Below are 24,133 nucleotides of genomic sequence, written 5' to 3'. Positions count from 1 at the left end.
GAGCAGGGATGAAGTCCAGGAGGCGAGTCCCTGCTTTATTTCTAGATGATTTTACAAAAATAATTCCATATCATAGATGGGGAGGGGACGTATTAGCATTCATTCCATGGATTGCTGTAACCTTTGGAGTTTCTCTAACAAATCGTTATACGTTTTCTTACCTAATTCATGTTCCGCCTTTTCTTGCAATTCTAACCAAATGGGAGTTGCTTCTTCTATTTTGCTAAGTCCCATTTCGGTTATCGAAACGAATTTAGTTCTTGAATCATTTTTATCTCTTGTAATGTTTACATATCCATCTTTCTTTAATATGTTCACATTACGAGTAATGGTAGATTGGTCAAGCAACATGATGTCTCCCAGCTTGCTAATGGAAATTTCTCGATGGCGAGCGATGTTTACTAGCATATAGTATTGCGTGACTTTTAAACCAGTCGATGCCATTTGCTTTTCATAAACTTGTGTAACGATTCGCGCTGCCTTTCTAATATTGGCACAAGCGCAGGTCTGAATAATAAAATCCAACTCATTGTCTAGATTTTTCATAAAGTAGATCTCCTTTCAATCTGTAAATTAAAAATTGGTATCAATAATTAACTGAAAATTAATTCTTGACAGATAATGCAATTATTAATACCATTATATATGTATATACATTAATTTCAATGGTAATCGAACTTTAATTTTTTATTAATATATGTATATACATATATTAAATTATTAGAAGGAGAATGTTTATGACATTACAAGAACAAATAATAGGAGTATGGTCACTTATTTCCTATCAGTCCAAAGATAAGGAGAGGAATATCATATACCCACTGGGAAAAGATGCGACAGGATTTCTTATGTATCATCCAGAAGGTTACATGTCGGCTCAGCTGATGCGACAAAAACGCCCGGCATATGTATCAGGTGATTCACATAAAGGAACAAAGGATGAAATGGCTAAGGCTGCGTTAGGGTACATGTCCTATGCAGGGAAATATGAGGTGATCGAAGAAACAAATACGTTACCCCATCATATGGAAGTAAGTATGAATCCGACTTGGCTCGGACAACAGCAGCCGCGTATTGCTTCAATTGAAGGAGATATTCTTAGAATTCGCAACGGTTTAAATCCAAACCAAAAGCTTATTTGGAAGCGCATTCCATAGTATTTTATTCCGAACATAGCAAAGAAGACATTTAAAAGGGGTTGATAATGGCAAAAGGGTGAAGCTATATCGAGCCTATTAGAGGTGTAGATAAACAATTCAATTCATAGGGTTATGCTGGAAAAATTAATATGAAAACTATTCGTATTCAAAAATACACGCTTATAAGGAGGGGATTAGTTTGGCTAAACAAACACTTTTTCTGGAGGATTTAAAAGTAGGTGATGTGTTTATCAGTGAAACGTATGAATTAAGTACAGATAAAATAAAAGCATTTGCGCACGAGTTTGATCCGCAAGTTTTCCATTGTGATGAAAACCTGGCAGAAGATACTTTTTTTAAGGGTTTAGCTGCTAGTGGTTGGCATACTGCTTCGATTACGATGAGGTTATTGACAGAAAGTCTCCCTTTTGCGCATGGGGTTATTGGCGCCGGCGGAGAAATAAAATGGCCACGTCCTACTCGCTCAACTGATGTTCTACATGTGAAAAGCACCATTAAAGAAATCAAACCTTCTAAAACGAAACCGAACCAAGCTCTTTTATTTGTGGAATGTGAAACGATAAATCAACATAATGAGGTTTGTCAACATTTAGTTGCTAAACTTTTAAGTTTTCGTAGGGGAAGATGAAAGTGCACATAATGCGCTGATTATGTGCACTTTTATGTTGAAGTGAGTAAAACCTTATCTCCCACTCAACTGCATAATCGTCATATCATCATCCATCGGTGGGTTATGGAGTCCTGCACGCACGTCACGGTAATAATGCTGTAATGGATTTTGTTTCGATAAGCTGCGCGCACCGACAACTCGCATTGCCAAATCAACAATATGAATCGCCTTATTTACGACAGATAATTTAACTGCACCAAGCTCAGGTCCCATCGTTTGTCGGATTGTATCTCCATTTTCATCCCATTTTCTTGCAACAGAATAAAGGAAATGCTCCGATTCTAATACTGCAAGCTCCATTTCGCCTAATTTTTGCTTAATATTTGGTAAATCAGCGATTGTTCCTGTAATACTATTAGGCGAGTAAGTTGTTGCAAACTGAACTGCATAAGCTTGTGCGGCCCGTGCTATTCCAAGATAGCATGCAGGAATATGTAATAGCCATCCAGCGGGCTTTTTTCGACCTGGTTTGATTCGTTCCACAAGGTCATCAGCATCTACATGAACGTTTTCTAAGACTAAGTCATGGCTTCCACTTCCGCGCATTGCGATTGAGTCCCATGTTTCATCAACACGCACACCTTGTTTATCACGTTTTATCAAGAAATTCCCAACTTGATCTTCACTATCAATGGAAGCACTGACTATAAAATAATCAAGAATGGGTGAGAGTGTCGTGAAGGTTTTTCTTCCATTTACAATCCAGCCACCTGTTGTTTTCGTTGCGAAGGTTTCCGGTTTGCCACCGCGCGTTGGGCTTCCGGTTGCCGGCTCAGAAGCGGCGTTATTTAATAATGCGCCATGTTTAACGACATCTCTAGCAACAGTTGCGTAGCGCCCTTCAGGCCAACGTTCATTTTCACCGAGATGCTTGACAATGCCCATATGCCAGCCGATTGAAAGTGCTGTTGAGCCGTCAGCCTGGGCAATGACTTCTTGATGCTGCAGCATTTCAGTTAGCGATATTTCCATTCCGCCAAATTGCTTTGGAACTGTTAAAGCAGGATAATCAACTGCTTTTAAGTCTTCAAAATTTTCATGAGGAAGTGTCCCGTTTTCATCATGCGCCTGGGCGCGAACTTTGAAAGGTTCAACTGTTTTTTTTAACAGTTCTATTCGTTCTGACATAGCATTTAATGTTGTAAGCTTCATTTGTGATCCTCCTGTACATAAAAGAATTGGTTACTAAATCTTATAAAACAGATTGGATTAATATATCTATTATTTCATTCCTTCTTAAAAAAGTAAATTGAAGTTGTTAGTTAAGAAAATATCAATTTTGGAGTATACTCTTAGTATCCCCTAAAAATGTCGTAATGAAAGCTGACAGGTAATAGGGAAGCAGCATGTGTCTAACGGAGGTGATTGGGTTGGATCCTTTAGAGGTTATGTTAAATCTGAAGCAGGTAATACCATATTACCAACCGGTTATCAGTGCGGATACGCAATTGATTGTTGGTTATGAAGTACTTCCATTATTTAAAGAAGAAAACGGCAATCTAAAGCAGTTGGACTGGTTTTTTGATGACGGTTCAATCCCTGGAGATTTCCACTTTGAACTGAATAATGATGTTCAACAAAAGGCATTGCATACGTTTATGGAAAGTGATCAGTCAATGAATCTGACATTTTATTATAATGCTAGACTATTAATGAAAGATGATGGAGAATCATTGCTAACTCTTTTACAATCTAGTGCCCAAAAAGGACTGGATTTGCATAAAATTATCATAGAAATAAAGGAGGCTTCAATCACGGAGCAAAGCAATGATTTAAGAAAGCTCATCAAATATATGAAGACGCTTGGTATTCGGATTGCCATTGATGTTGAACAACGAAATGCTAGTTTAGAACGTTTAGTTCAATTAGAACCAAACATTGTAAAAGTAGATGCTGGATTTTTAGATGATGACCTATTACCGCAGCTATATGGCGATGTCCATCATTCGTTATCGATGCTTTCTCGTAAAATTGGAGCGGCACTCCTGTTTAAGGGAATCACTACATATAGTCAATTAAACTACGCATGGCGTCATGGTGGGCATTATTACCAGGGAAGTTATCTAAAACAGCCAGAATCTAATTTTGTCGAAGCAGATTGTTCTCAAGAAAAGATTAAAACAGACTTTCAACGGTTTGTATTATTTGAACGTAAAAAAATGAAAGCCCAGCTTGAATTAACCAATTGGATTAATGAGCAATTTAAAATGATGCTGCCATCTGTAAAATCAGATGATGCTTATGATGATATTATCCTGAAAATTGGTGAGGCATCCACGAACTTTGCTTTTCGTATCTATATTTGTAATGAAGAAGGGATTCAACTGTCATCAAATGCAGAGAAAAATGCTATAGGAGAGTGGGAACTGCATTATGAAGGTAGGAATAAAAACTGGAGCTGGCGCCCGTACTTTTTCGAAAATGTGATGCGTATGAATGTCGAGAAAAAAGGGCTCTTATCTGACTTATACACAGATATTGAAAGAGATGAACGCATTAGAACCTATTCGTTCCCGATTTCAGAAACGTTGTATGTATTTTTAGATATTCCATATGCTTATTTGTATGAACAAGAAGGTTTGCTATAATTAACTGTTTGAAAGTCCAAGAATGAACCATTGTTTGTATACTATGTAAAAAATCCATTTTGCAACAGCTTAGTCAAAGTCAAAATGGATTTTTTTTAATTGGTATATTGGCCGTTTATCCTTATGGTAAAATAGAATTTCTATTTAGACTTAGATAAGATTATTAAATTTCAAGAAAATAAAAAAGCTGATAAAAAATCAGCCTAAGGTAGTATCATATGGGATGATCTTGCATTTTTTAGTGTTGCGTGATCTTTCCTCGGATTTCTCCATTCGGGTATGATTTTGAATGGATGTTGACGTATGCTTTTCCAGCATTCATTAGATCAACTAAGTCTGAGATTGATTTATCTTTGAGTGGTCCAGTAAGATCAGCGGATGTTAGGAACCCCTCTAAAATAGTTTCTTGTTCTTCAAGACTGGCAGCTTCACTGGATAAAAAAGCGACGACAGGTCCATTAATATTTCTGCGTCCGACATGAATATGTGCTTGCGTCATATTGTTAATATTATTGGCAGCAAGTCGATAGCGGATTTCATTCCCATTTCTACTCACATGAAAGAGTGTTGTACCATCAGCATATGTCCGAACTGGTGGTGACTCTTGTGAGCCTGTTAATTCTGCAATATAAAAATAGTCATTATACATCAAAATTACCCTCCATTTATAGTTATCAATAAGCTCCATCCGGATTTGTGAAACGAAGGCATTTACTAAAGGAAGCTCGCGATCCAAAGTATGAGAATTCTTAAAAGCAGGAACTTATTAAAATCCCTTCAACGAATGCCACGTTTTCTAATGTATTCTATTACCAAGAAGCAATTTTGCTTGTACGACTATCCCTATGTAAACGGTTTAGTATAATTTTGGCTAACACCTATAAGGAATAGGTGCGTTTTAAAAAGAGGAATAAAGGGAATATATGGTTCATGGCGTACCTAAAATAAATTTTAATGGGTATGGCATAATAGAGATGAAACTACATAAAAAGGAGCGAAAACATGGCGAATATTATTTTTACCTCACCTAGTAAGTATATTCAAGGGAAGAATGCATTAAAAGATATTGGACAGCATGTTAAGTCAATTGGCAAAAAGCCTTTAATCCTTTCAGATGAAACCGTTTGGAAAATAACAGGCTCCACAATAGAGGAGAGCTTGAAAGCAGATGATTTAGATTTTCATTACGTAGAATTTAATGGAGAAGCTTCATTAAATGAAGTAGAAAGAATTGTAAAAGATGGGAAGAACGAAGCAGTTGATAGCGTCATCGGAGTTGGCGGAGGAAAAACACTTGATACAGCGAAAGCAGTTGCTGATGGTCTGGCAGTGAGTGTTGTGATTGTTCCTACAACAGCATCAACTGATGCACCAACCAGTGCTTTATCTGTTATTTATAGTGATGAAGGTGTGTTCGAGTCCTATAAATTTTATGATAAAAATCCGGAGTTGGTACTCGTAGATACGAAAGTGGTTGCAGGTGCTCCACCACGACTATTTGCTTCTGGAATTGCGGATGCAATGGCAACATGGGTAGAGGCAAGAGCAACAATTAAAAGCAATGGAGATGCAATGGCAGGCGGCAAGACTAGTATTGCCGCACGAGCAATTGCTGAAGCCTGTGAAAAAACATTATTCGCTTATGGACAAGCAGCTTATAAAGCAGTGCAAAAGGGCCTGGTCACGAAGCATGTGGAAGCCGTTGTTGAAGCGAACACATTGCTATCCGGTCTTGGTTTTGAAAGTGGTGGACTAGCAGCTGCACACGCAATTCATAATGGTTTTACCGTACTCGAGGGTGATATTCACCATTTGACACATGGTGAGAAGGTAGCGTATGGAACATTAACGCAGCTCGTGTTAGAATTGCATTCACAAGATGAAATACTTAAATATATTGAATTTTATCGAGCGCTTGGATTACCTACAACATTAAAGGAAATGCATTTAGAAGAAGTATCCTACGAAGATTTGCGAAGAGTTGGAGAAGCAGCTACACAGGAGGGAGAAACAATGGGAAATCTTTCCCAGGATGTTACTCCAGATGATGTTGCTACGGCAATTCTCGCGGTGGATCAATTGAGTAAAACTAAATGAAATAAGAGAGTAAGGCTGGTAACCGCCTTACTCTCTATTACTTTCCTGAGGTTTTGAATCTGTTTCACGTTGTGGCTCGATATCCTGGTTTGGATCATTGTTTTTTTGCTTTTGCTCTAGCGAGTCATCGCTTTGTTTTTCTTTGTCTTGATTGGACATGTTATCACCTCGCTGACAAACTAGGATGTATTTCTATATAGTCCTGTAACCGTTGTAGCTCCATTTCAAACATGATTCGACCGAAACAAATTAAATTAGAATGCCGGAGTTTTTTAAGTCCTTACAAGCAGCTTCAATTTTAACGATTGAATCGGATTCAAGAGTATGCAGGTGAATTCCATTGGTTAGTGCAGATAAGTATGAAGCATCCGTGGACTGGATCTTTTTGATAAACTCGTCAGCTTCCTTTCGGTTGCTGACCCGAATCGAAGCGGTTATGTCACCATATACAGGATGTTCTACAATAACGTCTTTGATCGTTACCCCATGGTCAACAATCAAGTATAGCTCTTCTTGTGTTTGGCTAGCATCATGCTTACAGGCAATTACTTGTTGCTTTTGATTATTTGTTTGCTCGTTAAGATAGAGATACCCTTGGCTTGTTGCGATAATCGGTTCGTTTTTCGCCTTTAATATCGACACATCCTGAACAATCACCTGTCTGGATACGTTGGTAAGTTTGGCGAAATCACTGCCACTTATTGGTTGATCCGATTGCTTTAGTTTTTGTATGATGAGCTGCTGTCTTTTTGCTGAAGGCATTTTTTCGTGCTGCATTTTATTGCCCTCCTTAAACATTTCTGTGACATTTAGTCCAATTACGTGTGATTTTGTAAGTAGTACTTGATAATATATTAATTCTATGTAAATATAGAAGTCAAGACAGATGACTATTTATCTAGTAGCTGAACCTAGATTTGTCTCTAGAGGATTGCTAGTCTTTCTGGAAGTAAGCGTATTCTAATGTCTTTAATGTGAAAACAATCACAATCAGACTGACAACAAGTGAAGGAGTAACGATTATGAATCCAATCAAACTACGAAAAGCACTCGAAACATTTTTAATCGAAGATATTGGTGATCAAGATTTGACGAGCGATTCTATTTTCCCAAGGGAACAATTGGGAACAGGCTTGTTTATCGTGAAAGAAGCGGGAGTTCTTTCTGGACTCTCTATTATTAAGGAAACCTATCATTTACTGGATTCTGAAGTGGAGGTGGAGCTACATTTTAATGATGGTGATAAAATTGAAAAACAAACGGTGATTGCAAAAGTTTATGGATCTGTCCGTTCCATACTTTCTGGAGAGCGTGTAATCTTAAATCTTTTGCAGCGTATGAGTGGAATTGCGACGATGACGAACCACTGTGCAGAAGCCTTGAACGATCCATCGATCAGTATTTGTGACACAAGAAAAACAATGCCAGGTCTAAGAATGTTTGATAAATATGCAGTTACTTCTGGCGGAGGGAAGAATCATCGAAATGGATTATATGACGGTGTGATGATTAAAGATAATCATATTTCCTATTGTGGATCAATTACACAAGCGGTTGAAAAAGCACGTGCTGCACTTGGTCATATGATAAAGATTGAAGTGGAAACAGAGAATAAAAGCGAGGTATTGGAAGCCGTAGATGCAGAAGCAGATGTTATCATGTTCGATAATCGCAGTCCAGAGGAAGTAAAAGAATTTGTCGATCTTGTACCCGCTTCTATCGTAACCGAAGCATCTGGTGGAATTACGCTTGCTAATCTAGCAACGTATGCAAATACTGGGGTGCAATACATATCATTAGGTGCATTAACACATTCTGTTCAAGCATTGGATATTAGCTTGCAGGTGAATGAAGGAAGTAAAAAATAAAGCCAGCAACAGGAGGCCGTTTGATGAACAAAACCATCGTTATTGCAATTATTTTTGGGTTTGTTTTCCTAACTGCATGTGAAAAAGATAACGAACAAGAAGCAAAAGGGGCGGTTCAATCGGAAGCGACTTTTCACACAACGATTGTTGGTGGAAGGGTTGGTGGTGCTTGGTCTGTTTTTGCTGAAGGAATCGCAGAATCAATTCGCAGGGAACATGAAGGAGCTATTATTACGGTGGAACCAGGTGGAATCGTGGAAAACCCACTAACCGTCGCTACGGGAACTGTTCCGTATGGATTATCCTATGCGATGACTTCCTACGCAGCATATAGTGGTGATGAGCCATATGATCAGCCCTATGAAGATATTCGATCTGTAAGTGTTGTGATCCCGGCAAACTACTACCAATTTATAGTTGCTGCGGACGTTTACTATGATTCCTTTGAAGAGATGATTAAGCAAAAAGCTCCAATTCGATTGGCAGTCGATCAAAAGGGAGCAGCCGGTGAAATTATTACCCGCAACATTTTAGAAGCATATGGAATCTCCTATGGTGACATTATTTCTTGGGGAGGATCGATTGATTATTTATCTGGATCGAAAACATTTGAAATGATGGCCGATAATCGGATTGACGCTAGTGGAGATGCGGTGTCAGCGCCTTCAAGCGATATTATCGAAGCGTCAACATTGATGCGTCTGAAAATGCTTGAATTAAATGGAAAGGTGATCGAGCGTGTATCCGAAAAGCTTGGAATGGATGCAGGAACGATTAATGCTACTGCATATCCCTTTTTAGAGGAAGACGTAGCGACCGTTAGCACCCCGGCAATACTTATTGCTCATAAAGATGTTCCGGAAGAAGATGTCTATCAGATGACAAAGGCGATCTATGAAAACTTTGACTATCTTAGAACGGTACACAAGGAATTTAATAGTCTATCAGAAGATAACATGATGAAAGTTGGTAATGTGCCACTGCATCCAGGTGCGGAAAAATTTTTCCGAGAGAAAGGAATGCTTCCATAATATTATTTTGTGTTCTATTGAGGGCGCGCCAGATTGCTTGCTTTAGAAAAGATTACTAGGTTTTGCTTTTTCTCGAAAGGAGTCATTGCGTTGTGAACAGGAAAGCAGTATTAACCAGATGGCTGTTGGAAGGATACAAGCGTAATCTATCCAGCCTCCCAATGAAGCTTTTTATATTTTTTGCATTTGGATTGTCTGTTTACCAAATTTGGTCTGTAATTTTTGGGAATCTTGATCCACTTAATCAAATGGCAATCCATTTAGCATTTATTCTTGCACTTACATTTTTACTTTATGGCTATTCACAAAAGGAAGCAGTTCGAAGTCATAAGCCTAGCTTGATTGACTATTCCTTTGTTGTGTTGGCAATCAGTGCGGGTATCTATTTCACGTTCCATGCTGAGCGGATTGCAGTTCGAATACCAATTATGAATCCATTAACAGGTTGGGATCTCTTTTTCGGACTTGTGTTTATTGTTTTAACGATTGAGGCAACACGACGTACGATTGGTTTTCCAATTATTGTTCTTGTGTTTATTGGGTTTGCTTATACATTGTGGGGCCATCATTTCGATGGGCTATTTGGTCATCGGGAAATGTCTGCGGTTGAGTTTATTGAAAAGCTCACCTACGGCTTTAATGGACTTTGGGGATCGCCAATTTCTGTAGCGGCTTCATTTGTGTTTATGTTTATGTTGTTTGGTGCGTTCTTGCAAAAATCAGGTGCCGGGGAGTTTTTCTTTCGGATTTCAACAGCTATTGCAGGAAGAACGCGAGGAGGATCTGCAAAGGTAGCAGTTCTTGCTAGTGCATTTTTCGGCTCTATCTCTGGCAGCCCAACAGCAAATGTTGTGACTACGGGAAACTTTACGATTCCGGTTAGTAAAAAATCAGGCTATACACCAGCGGTTGCAGCAGCAGTGGAGGCTGCTGCCTCTACAGGGGGAAGCATTTTGCCTCCGATTATGGGATCATCGGCGTTTTTAATGGCCGCAGTGACACAAATGTCATATGGGTCCATTGTAATTGCAGCATTGATTCCTGGCGTTCTATATTATGTTTCTTTATTTGCGATGGTTCATTTTGAGGCCATGCGCCTTGATTTACCAAGACCTGCCAAGGAAGATATTCCGAAAGTCAGCGAAGTGCTTAAAGAAGGCTGGTTTTATTTTATTCCATTAATTGTACTAGTTGTTCTCTTAGTGCAAGGTTACAGTGCTTCACGTACAGGATTCTATGGCCTCCTTGCAGTAATCATTGTTAGCTGGTTTCGCAAAGAGACACGAATGGGCGTGCGAAAGACTTATGAGGCATTAGTGGATGGCGCAAGGTCCTCAATTCCTGTAACAACAGCCTGTGCCGCCGCAGGTCTTATTATTGCTGGTATTATGACAACTGGTCTTGGTGGAAAGGTAACGAGTATTGTGCTTGGATTAACAGAAGGGATGTTGTTTCCGACATTAATTCTTGTGATGCTGATTTGTATCGTATTAGGGATGGGAATGCCGGTTGCTGCTGCATACATCCTAACAGCGATGCTTGCAGGTCCAGCCTTAATCGAATTAGGGGTGTCAGTGATAGCTGCACATCTCTTCATTGTGTACTTTTCAATTTTTTCAGCAATTACCCCACCTGTTGCTGTTGCCGCATATGCCGCAGCGGGAATTGCCGAGGCAAACCCGAACCGCGTAGGACTAGAGGCTGTCAAACTAGGTATTGTCGGTTTTGTTGTCCCATTCATGTTTGTCTTAGAACCCGCCCTCTTAATGGACGGAAGTTTTGTAGAAGTATTACTGGCACTCTTGACTGCTGTTATTGGTGTCACGGCTCTAGCAGGAGGGGTGATTGGCTGGTTAAAAACACGGACGAATGTTTTGGAGCGGATTCTATTAGTTGTGAGCGGTGCGCTATCTATGTATGCTAATCTATGGACGAGCGCACTTGGTATCGTAATTATTATTTTAGTCTATGTTTCACAGAATAAAAGAAAAGAAGAAATGCCTGTTAGAGCTACTGAACTTCGATCTTAGTCAGCTTTATCGAATGAGGTGTTATCAAGGTAATATTGTAGCTTGATAATGCCTCGTTTTGTATGTTATGAAGTAGGAGAACGAGAGCTGCCAAGACTTCAGTTAGTTCAAGAACACTGAATCAACCTACGCGCAAGCCTTTACTTCTAACCCCCTATCATATAAAATTTATAGTAAAATAAAAATAAAGAATTGAATTTATTTTTACATATTTTAAAAAATGTGCATTTAACAATACAGCATGAGGATTTAGCTCTCGAATAATGATCCTCTACCTTAAAAAAACGAGGGTGAGCCGATGAACATTACCTATCTACTATTTTTTCTCTGTATTGTCGTTAGTACCTTAATTATTACCTATTGGGCGGCAAGGCAAAGTAAAACAACCAACCAGTTCTATATTGCTGCTGGTAGTTTAACAGGTACACAAAATGGGATGGCAATTGCAGGGGATTATATAAGTGCAGCTTCCTTTCTAGGAATTGTTGGTACCATTGCGATTAATGGCTTTGATGGTTTCTTGTATGCGATTGGATTTTTAGTTTCATATTTAATTGTATTGTTCTTTATTGCTGAGCCAGTACACCGCTTGGGCAAATATTCACTAGGAGATGTGATTTGCGCACGCTTTCCGAGTTATAAAATGCGTGGAGTGATGGCTGTTGGTGCATTAATCATTTCGGTTCTCTATATGATTCCTCAATTAGTTGCTGCAGGATTGTTGATTCGTTTATTGTTAAATATTAATTATTCAACTTCTGTGTTAATTATAGGATTATTAATGACTATTTATGTTGTTTTTGGTGGAATGTTTGCTACATCATGGGTCCAAATCATTAAAACAGTATTACTTTTATCTGGTACATTTCTACTCGCACTCATTGTTTTTTCTCGGTTTAATTGGAGTATTTCAGCCCTCTTAGAACAAGTTGCACTCGGTTCTCCATTAGGTGATCAATTTTCGTTACCAGGTCATTTATTTAATAACCCGATTGAAACAATTTCGCTTCATCTTGCCTTAATTCTTGGTACTGCCGGCTTACCACATATTTTAATTCGATTATTTACCGTCCGTAATACGGTAGAAGTGCGCAAATCTCTCTTAACTGCGAGCTGGATTATTGGTGTATTTTATTTGATTGCGCTTGTTTTAGGGCTGGGTGCGGTTGCACTAGTTGGGTTTGAGGAATTGGTTTTGCTTGATCCATCCGGAAATTTAGCTGCACCATTATTAGCGGAGAACTTGGGTGGCGACTTTCTAATGGCATTTATCGCTGCGATTGCCTTTACAACAATTGTAGCGGTTGTAGCTGGTTTAGTCATTTCGGCTACGACTGCTTTCTCGCATGATATTTATTTTCATATCCTTAAAAAAGGTAATACAACAGAGAAGAAACGCTTACGTGCTGCGCGCTGGACCGCTTTTTTTATTGGCCTTCTATCAACGTTATGTGCACTTGGGTTAAGGAATATGAATGTAACGTTTCTTGTTTCGCTAACATTTATTGTTGCAGCATCTAGTAATCTGCCAGTACTATTATTAACCATCTATTGGAAACGGTTTAATCAAACTGGAGCAATTACTGGAATGGTCTGTGGCTTAACAGCATCTTTATTGCTGCTATTAGTCGGACCACACGTGATGAATTTAGATGGAGGTTGGATTGCAAGAGATGCCTTTATACCACTCTATAACCCAGGAATAATTGCAATACCAATTGGATTTTTAGGGGCGTATTTTGGAGCGAAAATATCTCGTAAAGGACAAGAAGATACGGTTCCATTCCATGCTTTCTATCTAAAATCACAAACAGGGATTGATGCAAGGAGAGATCGTCCGTGATGTATTTGACAATCGTTTTATTCGAACGTTTAGGTTTATTATTGATTATTGCCTTTGTCCTTACAAGAAGCCCTGGATTTAGGTCACTGCTTTATCGTGAATTTAGTTTTAAAATGGCAGTTATTCATGCGTGTGTGTTTGGTTTGTTTGGAATTGCAGGGACACTAACCGGAGTCGTTATCGGGAGTGACTTTACGGTAGTCCAAGCATTTGTTTGGGATGTAAGGGATAATCAAATGGTTGTTAGTTCTAGTTTAGTTGCTATTGTAATTGCAGGGTTATTAGGAGGACCAATCGTTGGTCTTGGAGCTGGGATTATTACTGGTACGCATTTGTTTTTTTTAGGGGGGATTGGATTTTTAGCGAATAGCCTCGTGAATCCCTTAACAGGAATAATGGCAGGATTTACGGCGCGATTTTTTTCACAAGAACGAGTTATCTCACCAATAAAAGCACTATTTATTGGGATTTTCCCACCCATTTTACTTATGCATTTATTACTTATTTTTGATTCGCAGGATAGGGAAATGATTGCCATGATTAATACGATCGGATTACCAGTTGTATTATCGAATAGTATTGCCATTGCAATTTTTACAGCAATGATTGCCATTGTAATGCGAGAGCAGGAAAATGAAGCAGCATTTGCAACAAAGCAAGCATTGACGATAGCAGAAGAAGCACTACCTTTTTTAAAGGAAGATTCCTTTCAAAAAAAAGCTGAAGGGATTGCGGGACTTCTCTATGCCCGTTTAAAATTAGCAGCGGTTACGGTTACAAATGAAAAAGAAGTAATGGCACATAAAGGGATAGGGAGTGACCATCACAAGAAAGGTAACCAGTTAACGACAAAACTATCACACCGGGCAGTGGAAACCCAGGGGATGCTTGTTGCTTATTCAAAGTCGGAAATTCAATGTTCCAATAAAAATTGCCCATTAGAAGCTGTCATTATTATTCCAATATTAGAAGCAAGTAAAACAATTGGACTGATAAAATTATACTTTCTTAAAGCACAGCATATTCGTCCGGTTGAGCTCATGCTAGCAGAGGGTCTCGGACAATTGATCGAAAATCAATTAAAAACAATCAAAGCGGAAAGGATTGAATTACATACGCGCGATGCAGAGCTGAGTAGTTTACAAGCGCAAATCAATCCGCATTTTTTATTTAATACCCTGCATATGATTGCAGCATTATTTCGTAAAGACCCTGAAAAAGCAAGACATATCACCGTTCAATTAGCGCACTTTATGCGGTTCAATTTGAAGCTTGTCTCCACACATCTCGTGCCACTTACAAAGGAAGCGGAACATGTCAAAGCATATATTGCGATTATTCAAACCCGATTTACGAGTCGCTTGCAAATTAAATTTACACAGCCAGAAGGAATTTCCCATCTGCTTATTCCACCGTCATCAATCCAGCCACTTGTTGAAAATAGTGTCGGGCATGGACTGGAGCACGTTACAGAAGGAGGAAGAATTGAGGTAACGATGGAACGAAAAGGTGATCGAATGAAAATAAGTGTTCGAGATAACGGGCGAGGGTTTTCTGAAGAAATTCTATCTCAGGTTGGAAATGTTGTGCTGACGGAAAACCAGCATGGCGGGACCGGTTTATATAATGTGAATCAGCGCTTAATAAATCTGCTTGGTGAGGAAGCACGCTTACATGTTCGGAATTTACCTGTGAGTGGTAGTGAGGTTTATTTTACGATCCCATATAAAGAAAGGTAGGTTTTATATGAAAATTCACACGATAATTGCGGAGGATGAACAACTGGCACGTGAAGAATTAATCTATTTATTAGAAAAAGAACAAGATGTAAAGCTGTTGCCAAGTGCGGAAACTGGGGAACAATTAGTAGAGCTATACCTTGAACATGAACCAGATGTTATCTTTCTTGATGTCCATATGCCAGGTATGCGTGGTGTAGAAGCAGCGAAGAAAATAACAGAGCTTGCTTACATGAAAGTCCCATTATTTGTTTTTACCACTGCGTATGATGAATATGCAGTAGAAGCCTTCGAAATAGAAGCGATTGATTATATGCTGAAGCCATATGATACAGAACGGTTTCAAACAGCGATGAATCGTATCCGCAAACGAATGCAGCAAGCAGAGAGAAATGGCCAGGATTTATCAATTCAAGGCAGGACTCAGGCGACGAAATTATTGATAGATGATAACGATCGAACGGTTGTTTTGTCTCCGGATGCAATTTATTATGCCGTTCCATTCAAGCGGATGTTAGAGATACATACAGAGGATAAGATAATTCACAGCAGGATGACATTACAAGAGCTGGAAAAGAAGCTTCAGGGCTATGCTTTTTTTCGGACCCATCGCAGTTACCTTGTCAATTTGAATCATGTCCAGGAGATTACACCTTGGTTCAACGGAACAAGTAATGTCACATTAAAAGATAAAAAACAAACAACAATTCCCGTTAGTCGGGCTGCGAGGAAACATCTTTTTGATCTATTTGGAAATTAACCATTAATAACACTATTAAAACAATTCAATCGTAAATTTAAACCATTGAAGCGGATTTCCTCACTTGTATGTTAACTTCCTTTATAATCTCGGTAAGCGCTTACAAAAAAGCTGGAAATATAATAAAGGGAGGAAATACAGAGTGACTGAGACATTTGCAGCCGTTAAAGAGAAAGTAAATATGCCAGATTATGACCAAGCATATCAGGAGTTTAATTGGAAAGATGTAGAGAAGAACTTTTCTTGGTACGAAACTGGAAAAGTAAATATGGCTTATGAAGCAATTGATCGCCATGCAGAGAGCTGGAGAAAGAACAAAGTTGCACTTTATTACAGTGATCAAAATCGGGACGAAAAATATACATTCCGGGATTTGAAATTACGATCCAATCAATTTGGGAATGTATTGCGAACTATTGGAGTCGAAAAAGGTGACCGAGTTTTCTTATTCATGCCACGATCACCCGAGCTTTATATTAGTTTGCTAGGGATTTTGAAAAATGGCTCCATTGTTGGCCCATTATTTGAAGCTTTTATGGAGCAGGCTGTACGGGATCGGTTAGAAAATAGTGATGCGACGACGTTGATTACAACGAAGGATCTTTTGCCGCGTGTGCCATATAAAGAGCTTGCTCATTTAAATCAGATTATTTTAGTTGGTGAAGATGAGCTGCCAGATAACACGGAAGATATTACGTTTTACAATTACGAAACAGAAATGAAAAAAGCCTCGCGTGATTTAGAAATTGAATGGGTAGACCGTGAGGACGGAATGATTTTACACTATACCTCTGGTTCAACTGGAAAGCCGAAAGGGATCTTACATGCTCATAATGCAATGATTCAGCATTATCAAACCGCTAAATGGGTATTGGATTTGCAGGAAGAGGACATTTATTGGTGTACAGCTGATCCTGGGTGGGTAACTGGTACCTCCTATGGGATTTTTGGACCTTGGTTAAACGGCGCATCCAACCTCATTCGTGGAGGGCGTTTTAGTCCGGAAGATTGGTATTTAACGATTGAAAAGTACGGTGTCACGGTGTGGCTAAGTGCCCCAACAGCATTTCGAAGATTGATGTCTGTAGGTGATAATGTTTCAGAAGAATATGATCTAAGTTCATTGCGGCATATTTTAAGTGTTGGTGAACCGTTAAATGCAGAAGTCGTACATTGGGGAATGAAAGTTTATAAATTGAGGATTCACGATCATTGGTGGATGACAGAAACAGGTGGCATTATCATTGCCAATTATCGCTCCATGGAAATGAAGCCAGGTTCGATGGGCAAACCATTTCCAGGTATTGAAGCTGCAATTTTAGATGATGCAGGCAATGAACTTCCACAAGGGCAAATGGGTAAGCTCTGTGTAAAAGCTGGATGGCCATCCATGCTTCGAGCGGTATGGAAAAATGAAGAACGCTTTAATCAATATTTTCCAGTAGATGGTTGGTTTGAGTCAGGGGACTTGGCTTCAATGGATGAAGATGGGTATTTTTGGTTTGGTGGCAGGGATGATGATGTTATTCAAACTTCAGGTGAACGTGTTGGGCCATTTGAAGTCGAAAGCAAGCTCGTTGAACATCCTGCTGTTGCAGAAGCGGCCGTAATTGGAAAGCCTGATCCGGTCCGCGGCGAAATTATTAAAGCATTTGTTGCCTTAAGGGATGGTTATACGAAAACAGATGAATTGCAAGAGGAGCTTCGATTATATGTTAAGCAAGGGCTTGCGGCACATGCTGCACCTAGGGAAATTGAAATACGGGACTTTTTACCAAAAACAAGAAGTGGAAAAATTATGCGCCGTGTCTTAAAAGCATGGGATCTCGGTTTGCCAACAGGTGACTTATCAACGATGGAAGAATAGAGGTTAGTAAACTATTTTAGGGGTGGAAAGGTTTTCTAAGACAGGGAGCTTAGAAAACCTCCTAGCTCAAAATCCGAGGAGGATGCATATGGGTGCAGAAAAAGAATATAAGCAAAAGGTTACAAAAGAGGTAGACTATGTTCAAGTAACCGAAAGTAAATCTTTTAAAAAGCTAATGCATGATCGGAAGAAATTTATTGTACCATTAACAATCTTTTTCCTAGTATTTTACTTTTTACTGCCAATTTTAACTTCTTATACGACCTTTTTAAATACACCAGTGATTGGAGATATTTCTTGGGTATGGCTGTTCGCTTTGGCTCAATTTGTGATGACATGGGTGTTATGCACAGTTTATGTGAAAAAAGCTGCTTCCTTTGATAAGCAAGCAGATCAAATTATAAAAGAAATGGATCAAGGGGGAGATGGTCGATGAGCCCTACAGTCATAATACTTTTTCTCGCAATTGTTCTATTAACACTAATCATCACTTTTTTTGCAGCCAGGAGGACGCAAACGGCTGGTGATTTTTATACTGCCGGCGGTGGACTCACTGGCATGCAAAACGGCCTAGCAATTGCAGGTGACTATTTGTCAGCGGCATCCTTCTTAGGAATTGCGGGTGCCATTGCACTATTTGGATTTGATGGGTTTTTCTATAGCATCGGATTTTTAATTGCATATTTAGTTGTGCTATTCCTAGTTGCTGAACCGTTGCGTAATCTTGGTAAATACACACTTGCTGATATGATTAATTCTCGTTTTGATGCCAGGAAGGTTCGAGGAGCGGCTGCGCTGAACACAATTACTATTAGTACGTTCTATATGATCGCACAGCTTGTTGGTGCTGGGGCACTCATCCAGCTATTGTTTGGCATAGATTACTGGATGGCTGTACTCATTGTTGGTGTCATGATGACAATCTACGTATTATTTGGCGGTATGATTGCAACGAGTTGGGTTCAAATTGTAAAAGCTGTACTACTAATGGCTGGGATGGTCATCATGACATTTCTCGTATTATTGAAGTTTAATTTTAATATTGGACAGATGTTTACCGATGTAAAGTCTGTAACGGCACATGGGGAAGCATATTTAATGCCTGGTTTACAGTATACAGAACCACTTGGTACATTATCACTTATGTTGGCGTTAGTTCTTGGTACAGCAGGATTACCACACATTCTTATGCGGTTTTTCACGGTTAGAGATGCGCAAACAGCAAGAAGTTCAGTTGTTATCGCAACATGGGTGATTGGTATCTTCTATGTTCTCACCCTGTTTCTCGGTTTTGGAGCAGCGGCATTTGTTGGTTATGACACAATTATTGCAGCAAACCCTGGTGGGAATATGGCTGCACCGCTACTCGCACAAGCAATCGGTGGAGATTTCTTGTTTGCCTTTATCTCGGCAGTTGCCTTTGCCACTATATTAGCGGTAGTGGCCGGTCTTGTACTATCCGGTGCATCGGCATTCGCTCATGATTTATACGGTCAAATTATAAAAAAAGGGAAAACAACGGAAAAAGAGCAAGTAAGAGCAGCTCGTTACGCATCATTAGCCGTATCTGTTCTATCTATAGTCTTAGCATTATTTGCACAATATTTAAATGTAGCATTTCTAGTTTCACTTGCCTTTTGTATTGCTGCAAGTGCAAACTTACCGGTTATTCTTTATACTGTATATTGGAAAAGATTCAATACTGCGGGGGCAGTTACAGCAATGCTGACGGGATTACTATCTGCATTACTTCTTGTATCGATTAGCCCAAGTGTTTTTTCACCAGTTGAAGGTGCAGCATTATTTGTAGGAGAACCAATTTTCCCGCTTACAAATCCAGCACTTGTATCGGTACCACTTGGGTTTCTGGGAGGATATTTAGGAACGATATTATCGAAAGAAACGGATAAGAAACGTTATGCAGAAGTGAAGGTGAAGGCAAATACAGGTTATAAGCGGAGTGGTGTGAGTCACTAGAGAGAAATAGAAAAAATGCTTGCAGCTGAAATGTTGCAAGCATTTTTGTGTAGGGAATATATTAGTTGTCATTATGCTATAGTTTGATCAATATTAATTGAATCTACTATTTAGTGCAGGGAGTGCTTATGTGTTTTCTTTTTTATCTGGAATTAAAAGGCTAAAGACAATTCCAAAGAAAGCTGCGATGAAGAATGTTGTAAAACGTGATGTAACGATTCCTTCAAGTGGTGTACTTATCCAAATGATTGTTGCGAATAATCCAGACAAAATTGTAGCAATAACCCCTGCACTTGAATAACGTTTCCAGAAAAATGTCATTAGAATAGCGGGAGAAAGGGTACAGCCAACACCAGCCCATGCCCAGCTGACTATAAGATAGACTAATGATTCTGATACCAACGCAATGACCATACCGACAAGCCCAAAAAATGCAACTGACAGCCGGGATAGCCATACAAGTTGCCCATCCGTAAGCTTAATACCTAATGCTTTATGGATAATATCTTCTGTAACAGAGCTCGTAACTACTAATAACTGTGAATTTGCAGTCGTTATAATTGCTGCTAATACACCGGCTAGTAAAAGCCCCGCTATCCACGGTGGCATTAAATGAAGCACCATTGCAGGCAAAAGGGTTTCAACATCGGTGAATGTTCCTTGATCATATATTGCTATTGCAGCTAGACCAATTAAAAATGCGCCTCCATATGCAAGGAATGTCCAGACAATCGCAACGAGACTACCCTGATTTGCCTCTTTATTATTCTTCAGGGCCATAAAGCGTACACTAAGTTGTGGTTGCCCACCTAAAAAACCGAAGAACCAGGAAAAATTATTGAAAAAAAGAACACCTAATGAAAACCCAGTCAATCCACCAAACCAAGAATTAAATGAATGATCTGAAGCAGCTAGGGATTGACTAATTGATAAGTCATTTGTATAAATGTAAACGAGTGCGACAATCGGTAAGCCGACCAATGTAATTAACATCATCACACTCTGTACCATATCTGTCCAAACAACCGAAATAAACCCACCAGCAAAAGCCGTTAAAATAATAATTGCTGTTGCTATTAGAATACCAATGACCGGAGGGATATCAAATGTTGTAAATAACATTTTTCCAGCACCAGCCATCTGAGCACTAATATAAAACATTAAAAATCCAGCAATTAAAACACTTGTTAACCAGCGTATTATGGTTGCTTTTTCACCGAAGCGAACAGCTAAATAATCGGGAAGTGTTATCACATTATATTTATCTGTTTCTGCCATAAATTTTTTTGCTAAAACTAACCAAGCAAAAATAATTCCTAATGCAATTCCTACAGCCACCCATATACCTGATAAACCAGTCATAAATACAAAGCCGGTATAACCTAATAGTAGCCAAGCAGATTCTCCTGTTGCACGCTCAGAAAAGGCTAAAGCCCAGCCAGGCAGTTTTTTTCCACCTAATAAATAATCAGCTTGAGTCTTCGTTTTTTTACTAAAATAGTAGCCTATCCAAACAATTACAATACAGTAAAGAATAAATTCAACTAAAATAATCGTATTCATAACAACCTCCAAATGTTAAATTCAAATACTGCAAAAAGTTGAAATCAGTACTATTTATTGGTCATATACCAACTCCTGTTGCATATTTTTTTCTAGAACATGTGTTGAGGGAACTGTAACTCAATCGTTTCTGTTGATTGCAATGGATGAACGAGTTATTTTGTTTATGAAAATAGATTAATAATATTATTCTATTTATATAAGAATGAGAGAATAAAAAATACAGCATAATTGCACAAAAAATTTATACCATTTCCACCGATATATTTGGAATGTATAAATAAATGGATAACATGCTTATGCAGGTAAGAGGTTAAGGGTAATTAATGTATCTATATAAATTGCACAAAAAGATATGAAAGCGATTACAATAATCGCCTTCATTAAATGGTGGGTTGGGTGGTTAAGAAAAATGTTTCTTTAACCCTAAGTATAGAAGCATACAATGTTCAAAGCTTTTTGTATCAAGTGATGTTATTTCTTCAATCTTTTGTAACCGGTAAATAAGTGTGTTGCGGTGAATAAAGAGCTTTTTTGCTGCTTTACTCGTATTCATATTTGCCTCACAGTAAGTCATAAATGTTTTTGCGAGCTCTGAAGCAGATTTATCCTGGAATAATGGTGATAACCTGAATGCAAGCTTATCATTGTAAATAGCATTCACTTGTTCTGGAAGCAAACCGAGTAGCATTTTCCAATCATGGTAACTGTAAATTTTAGGTGTGATGTCCAATTGGCCACCATATTGAATTAAGCTGTTTGCTTCTCGGAATGATTGATATATTCCTGCAATTGTTTGTGATAGGCTGCCAATTGCAATAGAGGTATGCATAATTTGAAAGGATCGTAGAACAGTCATTAATTTTAAACTTAGCTTTTCAAAACAACGAAGCTTATCTATATATGCCTCTTTGCTTAGGACCGAAGTTAATAAAATTATCTTTTCCGAGTTTAAAAATGTACAAAGACTATCCTGCTTGCATAGGAATACTCGACGTGTTGATTCCAGCAATTCTGCTTTTATATCCCCAACATTATGGTGTATCGATGTATTTTTTAATAAAGCATTTCCGATGTCTATAACAATGCAAAACCAATTTGAATTATAATTTATCTGAAACATGTCACAGTACTGCTCCAGTGTTTGCTGATTATGTGTATCATTTAATAAAACATATTGTGCGAATGTTTCGGCCGCTTTCACACTTAGTTCTTTTGTTTGTCGATGAATTGCATCCTGCCACATTATTTCTACATAGCTTTTCACTAGGTATGCATATGGCTTTACTTGTTCTGGTGGACCGATAATACCAAGTACTCCAACAGCTTTATTCTCAAATGTCAGTGGAATGACGACACCAGGAAGAACATTATTCATATTTTTTGTTTTTTCCTCATCATATATTAATACAGTATTTTTCTTTAAAGCCTCTTTGGAAGGGGGATGAACTGTTCCGATCCGGTCGGGGTTGGTTGATCCGATGATCCAGCCATTTTCATCAATTAAACTGATGGGAAAAGGTAATATATCTGAAGTCGATTTAACTATTTTCTGTGCAAATTGCACGAAACCTTTAATAATCGCCACCTCCTTTCTTTTGATTTATTTAACACCATATTAACACAGTAACATAATTAAGAAAATATAGAAAACTTAATTTTTTGTACATCTTGCCTATAGATTTATTGATATTACGAAGCTATAAATAAATTATATGATTTTTAAATGGGCTTGGAGGTGCGGATTTGGTTAAGAAGACAGATATCATTATTGTTGGTGGCGGGGTTATTGGATCAAGTATCGCATTTAACCTTTTAAACGATGGGTTTGAAGGAGAAATTACTTTGTTTGAGAAAGATAAGATGTATGAATTTGCCTCTACACCAAGAAGTGCAGGAGGTATTAGGCAATTGTTTACGACAGCAATTAATATTCAGATTAGCAGGTATAGCTTAAAGAAGTATGTGACATTTGCGGAAGACATGGCTGTTGACTCTGAAAAAGCAGAAATTGATTTTAAGCAAAATGGTTACCTATTTCTATCAACTAATGAAAATAGAAATCCACTAATTAAGCAACAGCAATTACAAGCGAGATATGGTGTGCCATCCGAGCTGTTATCAAGTGAGGAACTGAAAACAATTATTCCTGAGTTGCATATCGATGATTTACAAGGAGGGCTTTATTGTAAGGAGGATGGATATTTAGATCCTTACTCTGTTATGCAAGGATACATTCGCAAAACCAAGCAGCTTGGTGGAGTGTACGAATATGTAGAAGTTGAAACAATTATTAAAGAAAGAAACAGAGTTGTGGGTGTTCAGTTAAAGAATAATGAGATATACCATGCACCAATTGTTATAAATTGTGCAGGTCCTTGGGCACCAGCATTAAATGAAACAATTGGTTTGCCGATTCCTGTTGTCCCATTAAAGCGCCAAATTATTCAATTTGATATTTCGGAACCCTTAACGAATGAATTGCCTTTAACCATTGATCCAACGGGTGTTTATTTCCGGCATGAAGGTAAATTCCTGATTGCGGGTTATTCCGAAAAAGTAAAGCCGGGTATTGACTTCAAATGGTCACGCGATTTTTTTTATGAACATTTATGGGCGGTATTAAGCCATCGGGTGCCAAACTTTGAAAACGCAAAAATAATTCGAGGCTGGGCAGGGATGTATAGCCATAACACACTTGATCAGAACGCTATTATAGGAGGTCATCCTGAGCTGCAAGGATATTATTTGGCATGTGGATTTAGCGGGCATGGCATGCAACAAGCTCCAGCGGTAGGTAAAGGATTATCAGAGCTCATTCTTACTGGTGCTTATGAAACACTAGATTTAACTCCGTTATGTTTCGAAAGATTTGCCAACAATAAATTGATTGTTGAAGAGGCAATTGTATGATGGTTATTTTGTGTTTAAAAAGAATTT

General features: G+C 38.5%; 21 protein-coding genes. 14 read left to right on the top strand and 7 right to left on the bottom strand.

What is annotated here, in order from left to right; genetic code table 11:
* Positions 1-99: 99 nt before the first annotated feature.
* The gene (locus NST46_RS18965; protein WP_341137590.1) at positions 100-546 is read right to left on the bottom strand and encodes a MarR family winged helix-turn-helix transcriptional regulator; all 447 of its coding nucleotides are present in this window, start codon (positions 544-546) and stop codon (positions 100-102) included.
* 191 nt (positions 547-737) lie between these two features.
* On the opposite strand from NST46_RS18965, the gene NST46_RS18960 reads away from it, so the two are divergent.
* Together NST46_RS18960 and NST46_RS18955 are read left to right on the top strand one after the other, a co-directional pair.
* Positions 738-1,157 (top strand): lipocalin-like domain-containing protein, encoded by a 420-nt coding sequence (locus NST46_RS18960; protein ID WP_341137589.1) that lies wholly within the window; start codon positions 738-740, stop codon positions 1,155-1,157.
* Between the two features lie 181 nt (positions 1,158-1,338).
* Complete coding sequence (locus NST46_RS18955) at positions 1,339-1,788, top strand: MaoC family dehydratase (RefSeq protein WP_303450847.1); 450 nt, start codon at positions 1,339-1,341, stop codon at positions 1,786-1,788.
* Positions 1,789-1,842: 54 nt separating this feature from the next.
* Here NST46_RS18955 and NST46_RS18950 read toward each other — a convergent pair whose 3' ends face one another.
* On the bottom strand, positions 1,843-2,982 hold the full coding sequence (locus NST46_RS18950) for an acyl-CoA dehydrogenase family protein (RefSeq protein ID WP_341137588.1): 1,140 nt from the start codon (positions 2,980-2,982) through the stop codon (positions 1,843-1,845).
* Between the two features lie 218 nt (positions 2,983-3,200).
* Between NST46_RS18950 and NST46_RS18945 the strand changes: the two genes are divergently transcribed.
* On the top strand, positions 3,201-4,418 hold the full coding sequence (locus NST46_RS18945) for an EAL domain-containing protein (RefSeq protein WP_341137587.1): 1,218 nt from the start codon (positions 3,201-3,203) through the stop codon (positions 4,416-4,418).
* Between the two features lie 238 nt (positions 4,419-4,656).
* On the opposite strand, the gene NST46_RS18940 is transcribed toward NST46_RS18945, so the two are convergent.
* The gene (locus NST46_RS18940) at positions 4,657-5,067 is read right to left on the bottom strand and encodes a CHRD domain-containing protein (RefSeq protein ID WP_158586311.1); all 411 of its coding nucleotides are present in this window, start codon (positions 5,065-5,067) and stop codon (positions 4,657-4,659) included.
* A gap of 353 nt (positions 5,068-5,420) precedes the next feature.
* Between NST46_RS18940 and NST46_RS18935 the strand changes: the two genes are divergently transcribed.
* Positions 5,421-6,515: a glycerol dehydrogenase gene (locus NST46_RS18935; protein WP_251659936.1), complete on the top strand. Its 1,095-nt coding sequence runs from the start codon at positions 5,421-5,423 to the stop codon at positions 6,513-6,515.
* A 27-nt stretch (positions 6,516-6,542) separates the two neighbouring features.
* Here the strand turns inward: NST46_RS18935 and NST46_RS18930 are convergent, their stop codons facing one another.
* Both NST46_RS18930 and NST46_RS18925 read right to left on the bottom strand, forming a co-directional pair.
* A complete protein-coding gene (locus NST46_RS18930) occupies positions 6,543-6,674 on the bottom strand; it encodes a hypothetical protein (RefSeq protein WP_262366407.1) in 132 nt (43 codons plus the stop codon).
* A gap of 90 nt (positions 6,675-6,764) precedes the next feature.
* Positions 6,765-7,292, bottom strand: coding sequence for a transcription repressor NadR (locus NST46_RS18925; protein ID WP_095307577.1), 528 nt, complete (start codon positions 7,290-7,292; stop codon positions 6,765-6,767).
* A 245-nt stretch (positions 7,293-7,537) separates the two neighbouring features.
* Between NST46_RS18925 and nadC the strand changes: the two genes are divergently transcribed.
* From nadC to NST46_RS18880, 9 genes are all read left to right on the top strand, one after another.
* On the top strand, positions 7,538-8,383 hold the full coding sequence (nadC, locus tag NST46_RS18920) for a carboxylating nicotinate-nucleotide diphosphorylase (RefSeq protein WP_251660028.1): 846 nt from the start codon (positions 7,538-7,540) through the stop codon (positions 8,381-8,383).
* A 23-nt stretch (positions 8,384-8,406) separates the two neighbouring features.
* Positions 8,407-9,414, top strand: coding sequence for a TAXI family TRAP transporter solute-binding subunit (locus tag NST46_RS18915; RefSeq protein ID WP_095307573.1), 1,008 nt, complete (start codon positions 8,407-8,409; stop codon positions 9,412-9,414).
* A 92-nt stretch (positions 9,415-9,506) separates the two neighbouring features.
* Positions 9,507-11,444 (top strand): TRAP transporter permease, encoded by a 1,938-nt coding sequence (locus tag NST46_RS18910; protein ID WP_341137586.1) that lies wholly within the window; start codon positions 9,507-9,509, stop codon positions 11,442-11,444.
* A gap of 298 nt (positions 11,445-11,742) precedes the next feature.
* Positions 11,743-13,287 (top strand): solute symporter family protein, encoded by a 1,545-nt coding sequence (locus NST46_RS18905; RefSeq protein WP_251659940.1) that lies wholly within the window; start codon positions 11,743-11,745, stop codon positions 13,285-13,287.
* A complete protein-coding gene (locus NST46_RS18900; RefSeq protein ID WP_341137760.1) occupies positions 13,287-15,026 on the top strand; it encodes a LytS/YhcK type 5TM receptor domain-containing protein in 1,740 nt (579 codons plus the stop codon). The genes NST46_RS18905 and NST46_RS18900 overlap by 1 nt, the downstream gene beginning before the upstream one ends.
* Before the next feature lie 7 nt (positions 15,027-15,033).
* Positions 15,034-15,786 (top strand): LytR/AlgR family response regulator transcription factor, encoded by a 753-nt coding sequence (locus tag NST46_RS18895; RefSeq protein WP_095307564.1) that lies wholly within the window; start codon positions 15,034-15,036, stop codon positions 15,784-15,786.
* 181 nt (positions 15,787-15,967) lie between these two features.
* On the top strand, positions 15,968-17,653 hold the full coding sequence (gene acsA, locus NST46_RS18890; RefSeq protein WP_251660032.1) for an acetate--CoA ligase: 1,686 nt from the start codon (positions 15,968-15,970) through the stop codon (positions 17,651-17,653).
* Between the two features lie 88 nt (positions 17,654-17,741).
* Complete coding sequence (locus tag NST46_RS18885; protein ID WP_095307563.1) at positions 17,742-18,089, top strand: DUF485 domain-containing protein; 348 nt, start codon at positions 17,742-17,744, stop codon at positions 18,087-18,089.
* Positions 18,086-19,630, top strand: a complete 1,545-nt coding sequence (locus NST46_RS18880) for a solute symporter family protein (protein ID WP_095307561.1) — start codon at positions 18,086-18,088, stop codon at positions 19,628-19,630. The genes NST46_RS18885 and NST46_RS18880 overlap by 4 nt, the downstream gene beginning before the upstream one ends.
* Positions 19,631-19,756: 126 nt before the next feature.
* Here NST46_RS18880 and NST46_RS18875 read toward each other — a convergent pair whose 3' ends face one another.
* Both NST46_RS18875 and NST46_RS18870 read right to left on the bottom strand, forming a co-directional pair.
* Positions 19,757-21,193, bottom strand: coding sequence for a sodium/proline symporter (locus tag NST46_RS18875; protein WP_341137585.1), 1,437 nt, complete (start codon positions 21,191-21,193; stop codon positions 19,757-19,759).
* 403 nt (positions 21,194-21,596) lie between these two features.
* Complete coding sequence (locus tag NST46_RS18870; protein WP_095307559.1) at positions 21,597-22,781, bottom strand: CdaR family transcriptional regulator; 1,185 nt, start codon at positions 22,779-22,781, stop codon at positions 21,597-21,599.
* Positions 22,782-22,939: 158 nt separating this feature from the next.
* Here NST46_RS18870 and NST46_RS18865 point away from each other — a divergent pair, with 158 nt between their 5' ends.
* Positions 22,940-24,106 carry an NAD(P)/FAD-dependent oxidoreductase gene (locus NST46_RS18865; RefSeq protein WP_095307556.1) on the top strand — a complete coding sequence of 389 codons (1,167 nt, stop codon included), beginning with the start codon at positions 22,940-22,942 and terminating at the stop codon, positions 24,104-24,106.
* The last annotated feature ends 27 nt before the right edge of the window (positions 24,107-24,133 follow it).

Origin of the sequence: Oceanobacillus sp. FSL W7-1309 (assembly GCF_038002145.1) — a bacterium.
GTDB classification, from domain to species: Bacteria; Bacillota; Bacilli; order Bacillales; family Amphibacillaceae; genus Oceanobacillus; species Oceanobacillus profundus.
Note: the sequence above shows the minus strand (reverse complement) of the source record. Positions and strands in the feature narration are given on the sequence as shown.

Excerpts from the sequence above, each read along its gene's own strand:
- NST46_RS18905 (WP_251659940.1), top strand. The coding sequence starts at position 11,743 with ATGAACATTACCTATCTACTATTTTTTCTCTGTATTGTCGTTAGTACC.
- acsA (WP_251660032.1), top strand. The coding sequence starts at position 15,968 with ATGCCAGATTATGACCAAGCATATCAGGAGTTTAATTGGAAAGATGTA.
- NST46_RS18900 (WP_341137760.1), top strand. The coding sequence starts at position 13,287 with ATGTATTTGACAATCGTTTTATTCGAACGTTTAGGTTTATTATTGATT.
- NST46_RS18950 (WP_341137588.1), bottom strand. The coding sequence starts at position 2,982 with ATGAAGCTTACAACATTAAATGCTATGTCAGAACGAATAGAACTGTTA.
- nadC (WP_251660028.1), top strand. The coding sequence starts at position 7,538 with ATGAATCCAATCAAACTACGAAAAGCACTCGAAACATTTTTAATCGAA.
- NST46_RS18915 (WP_095307573.1), top strand. The coding sequence starts at position 8,407 with ATGAACAAAACCATCGTTATTGCAATTATTTTTGGGTTTGTTTTCCTA.
- NST46_RS18875 (WP_341137585.1), bottom strand. The coding sequence starts at position 21,193 with ATGAATACGATTATTTTAGTTGAATTTATTCTTTACTGTATTGTAATT.
- NST46_RS18895 (WP_095307564.1), top strand. The coding sequence starts at position 15,034 with ATGAAAATTCACACGATAATTGCGGAGGATGAACAACTGGCACGTGAA.
- NST46_RS18880 (WP_095307561.1), top strand. The coding sequence starts at position 18,086 with ATGAGCCCTACAGTCATAATACTTTTTCTCGCAATTGTTCTATTAACA.
- NST46_RS18925 (WP_095307577.1), bottom strand. The coding sequence starts at position 7,292 with ATGCAGCACGAAAAAATGCCTTCAGCAAAAAGACAGCAGCTCATCATA.
- NST46_RS18885 (WP_095307563.1), top strand. The coding sequence starts at position 17,742 with ATGGGTGCAGAAAAAGAATATAAGCAAAAGGTTACAAAAGAGGTAGAC.
- NST46_RS18930 (WP_262366407.1), bottom strand. The coding sequence starts at position 6,674 with ATGTCCAATCAAGACAAAGAAAAACAAAGCGATGACTCGCTAGAGCAA.
- NST46_RS18940 (WP_158586311.1), bottom strand. The coding sequence starts at position 5,067 with ATGTATAATGACTATTTTTATATTGCAGAATTAACAGGCTCACAAGAG.
- NST46_RS18935 (WP_251659936.1), top strand. The coding sequence starts at position 5,421 with ATGGCGAATATTATTTTTACCTCACCTAGTAAGTATATTCAAGGGAAG.
- NST46_RS18960 (WP_341137589.1), top strand. The coding sequence starts at position 738 with ATGACATTACAAGAACAAATAATAGGAGTATGGTCACTTATTTCCTAT.
- NST46_RS18965 (WP_341137590.1), bottom strand. The coding sequence starts at position 546 with ATGAAAAATCTAGACAATGAGTTGGATTTTATTATTCAGACCTGCGCT.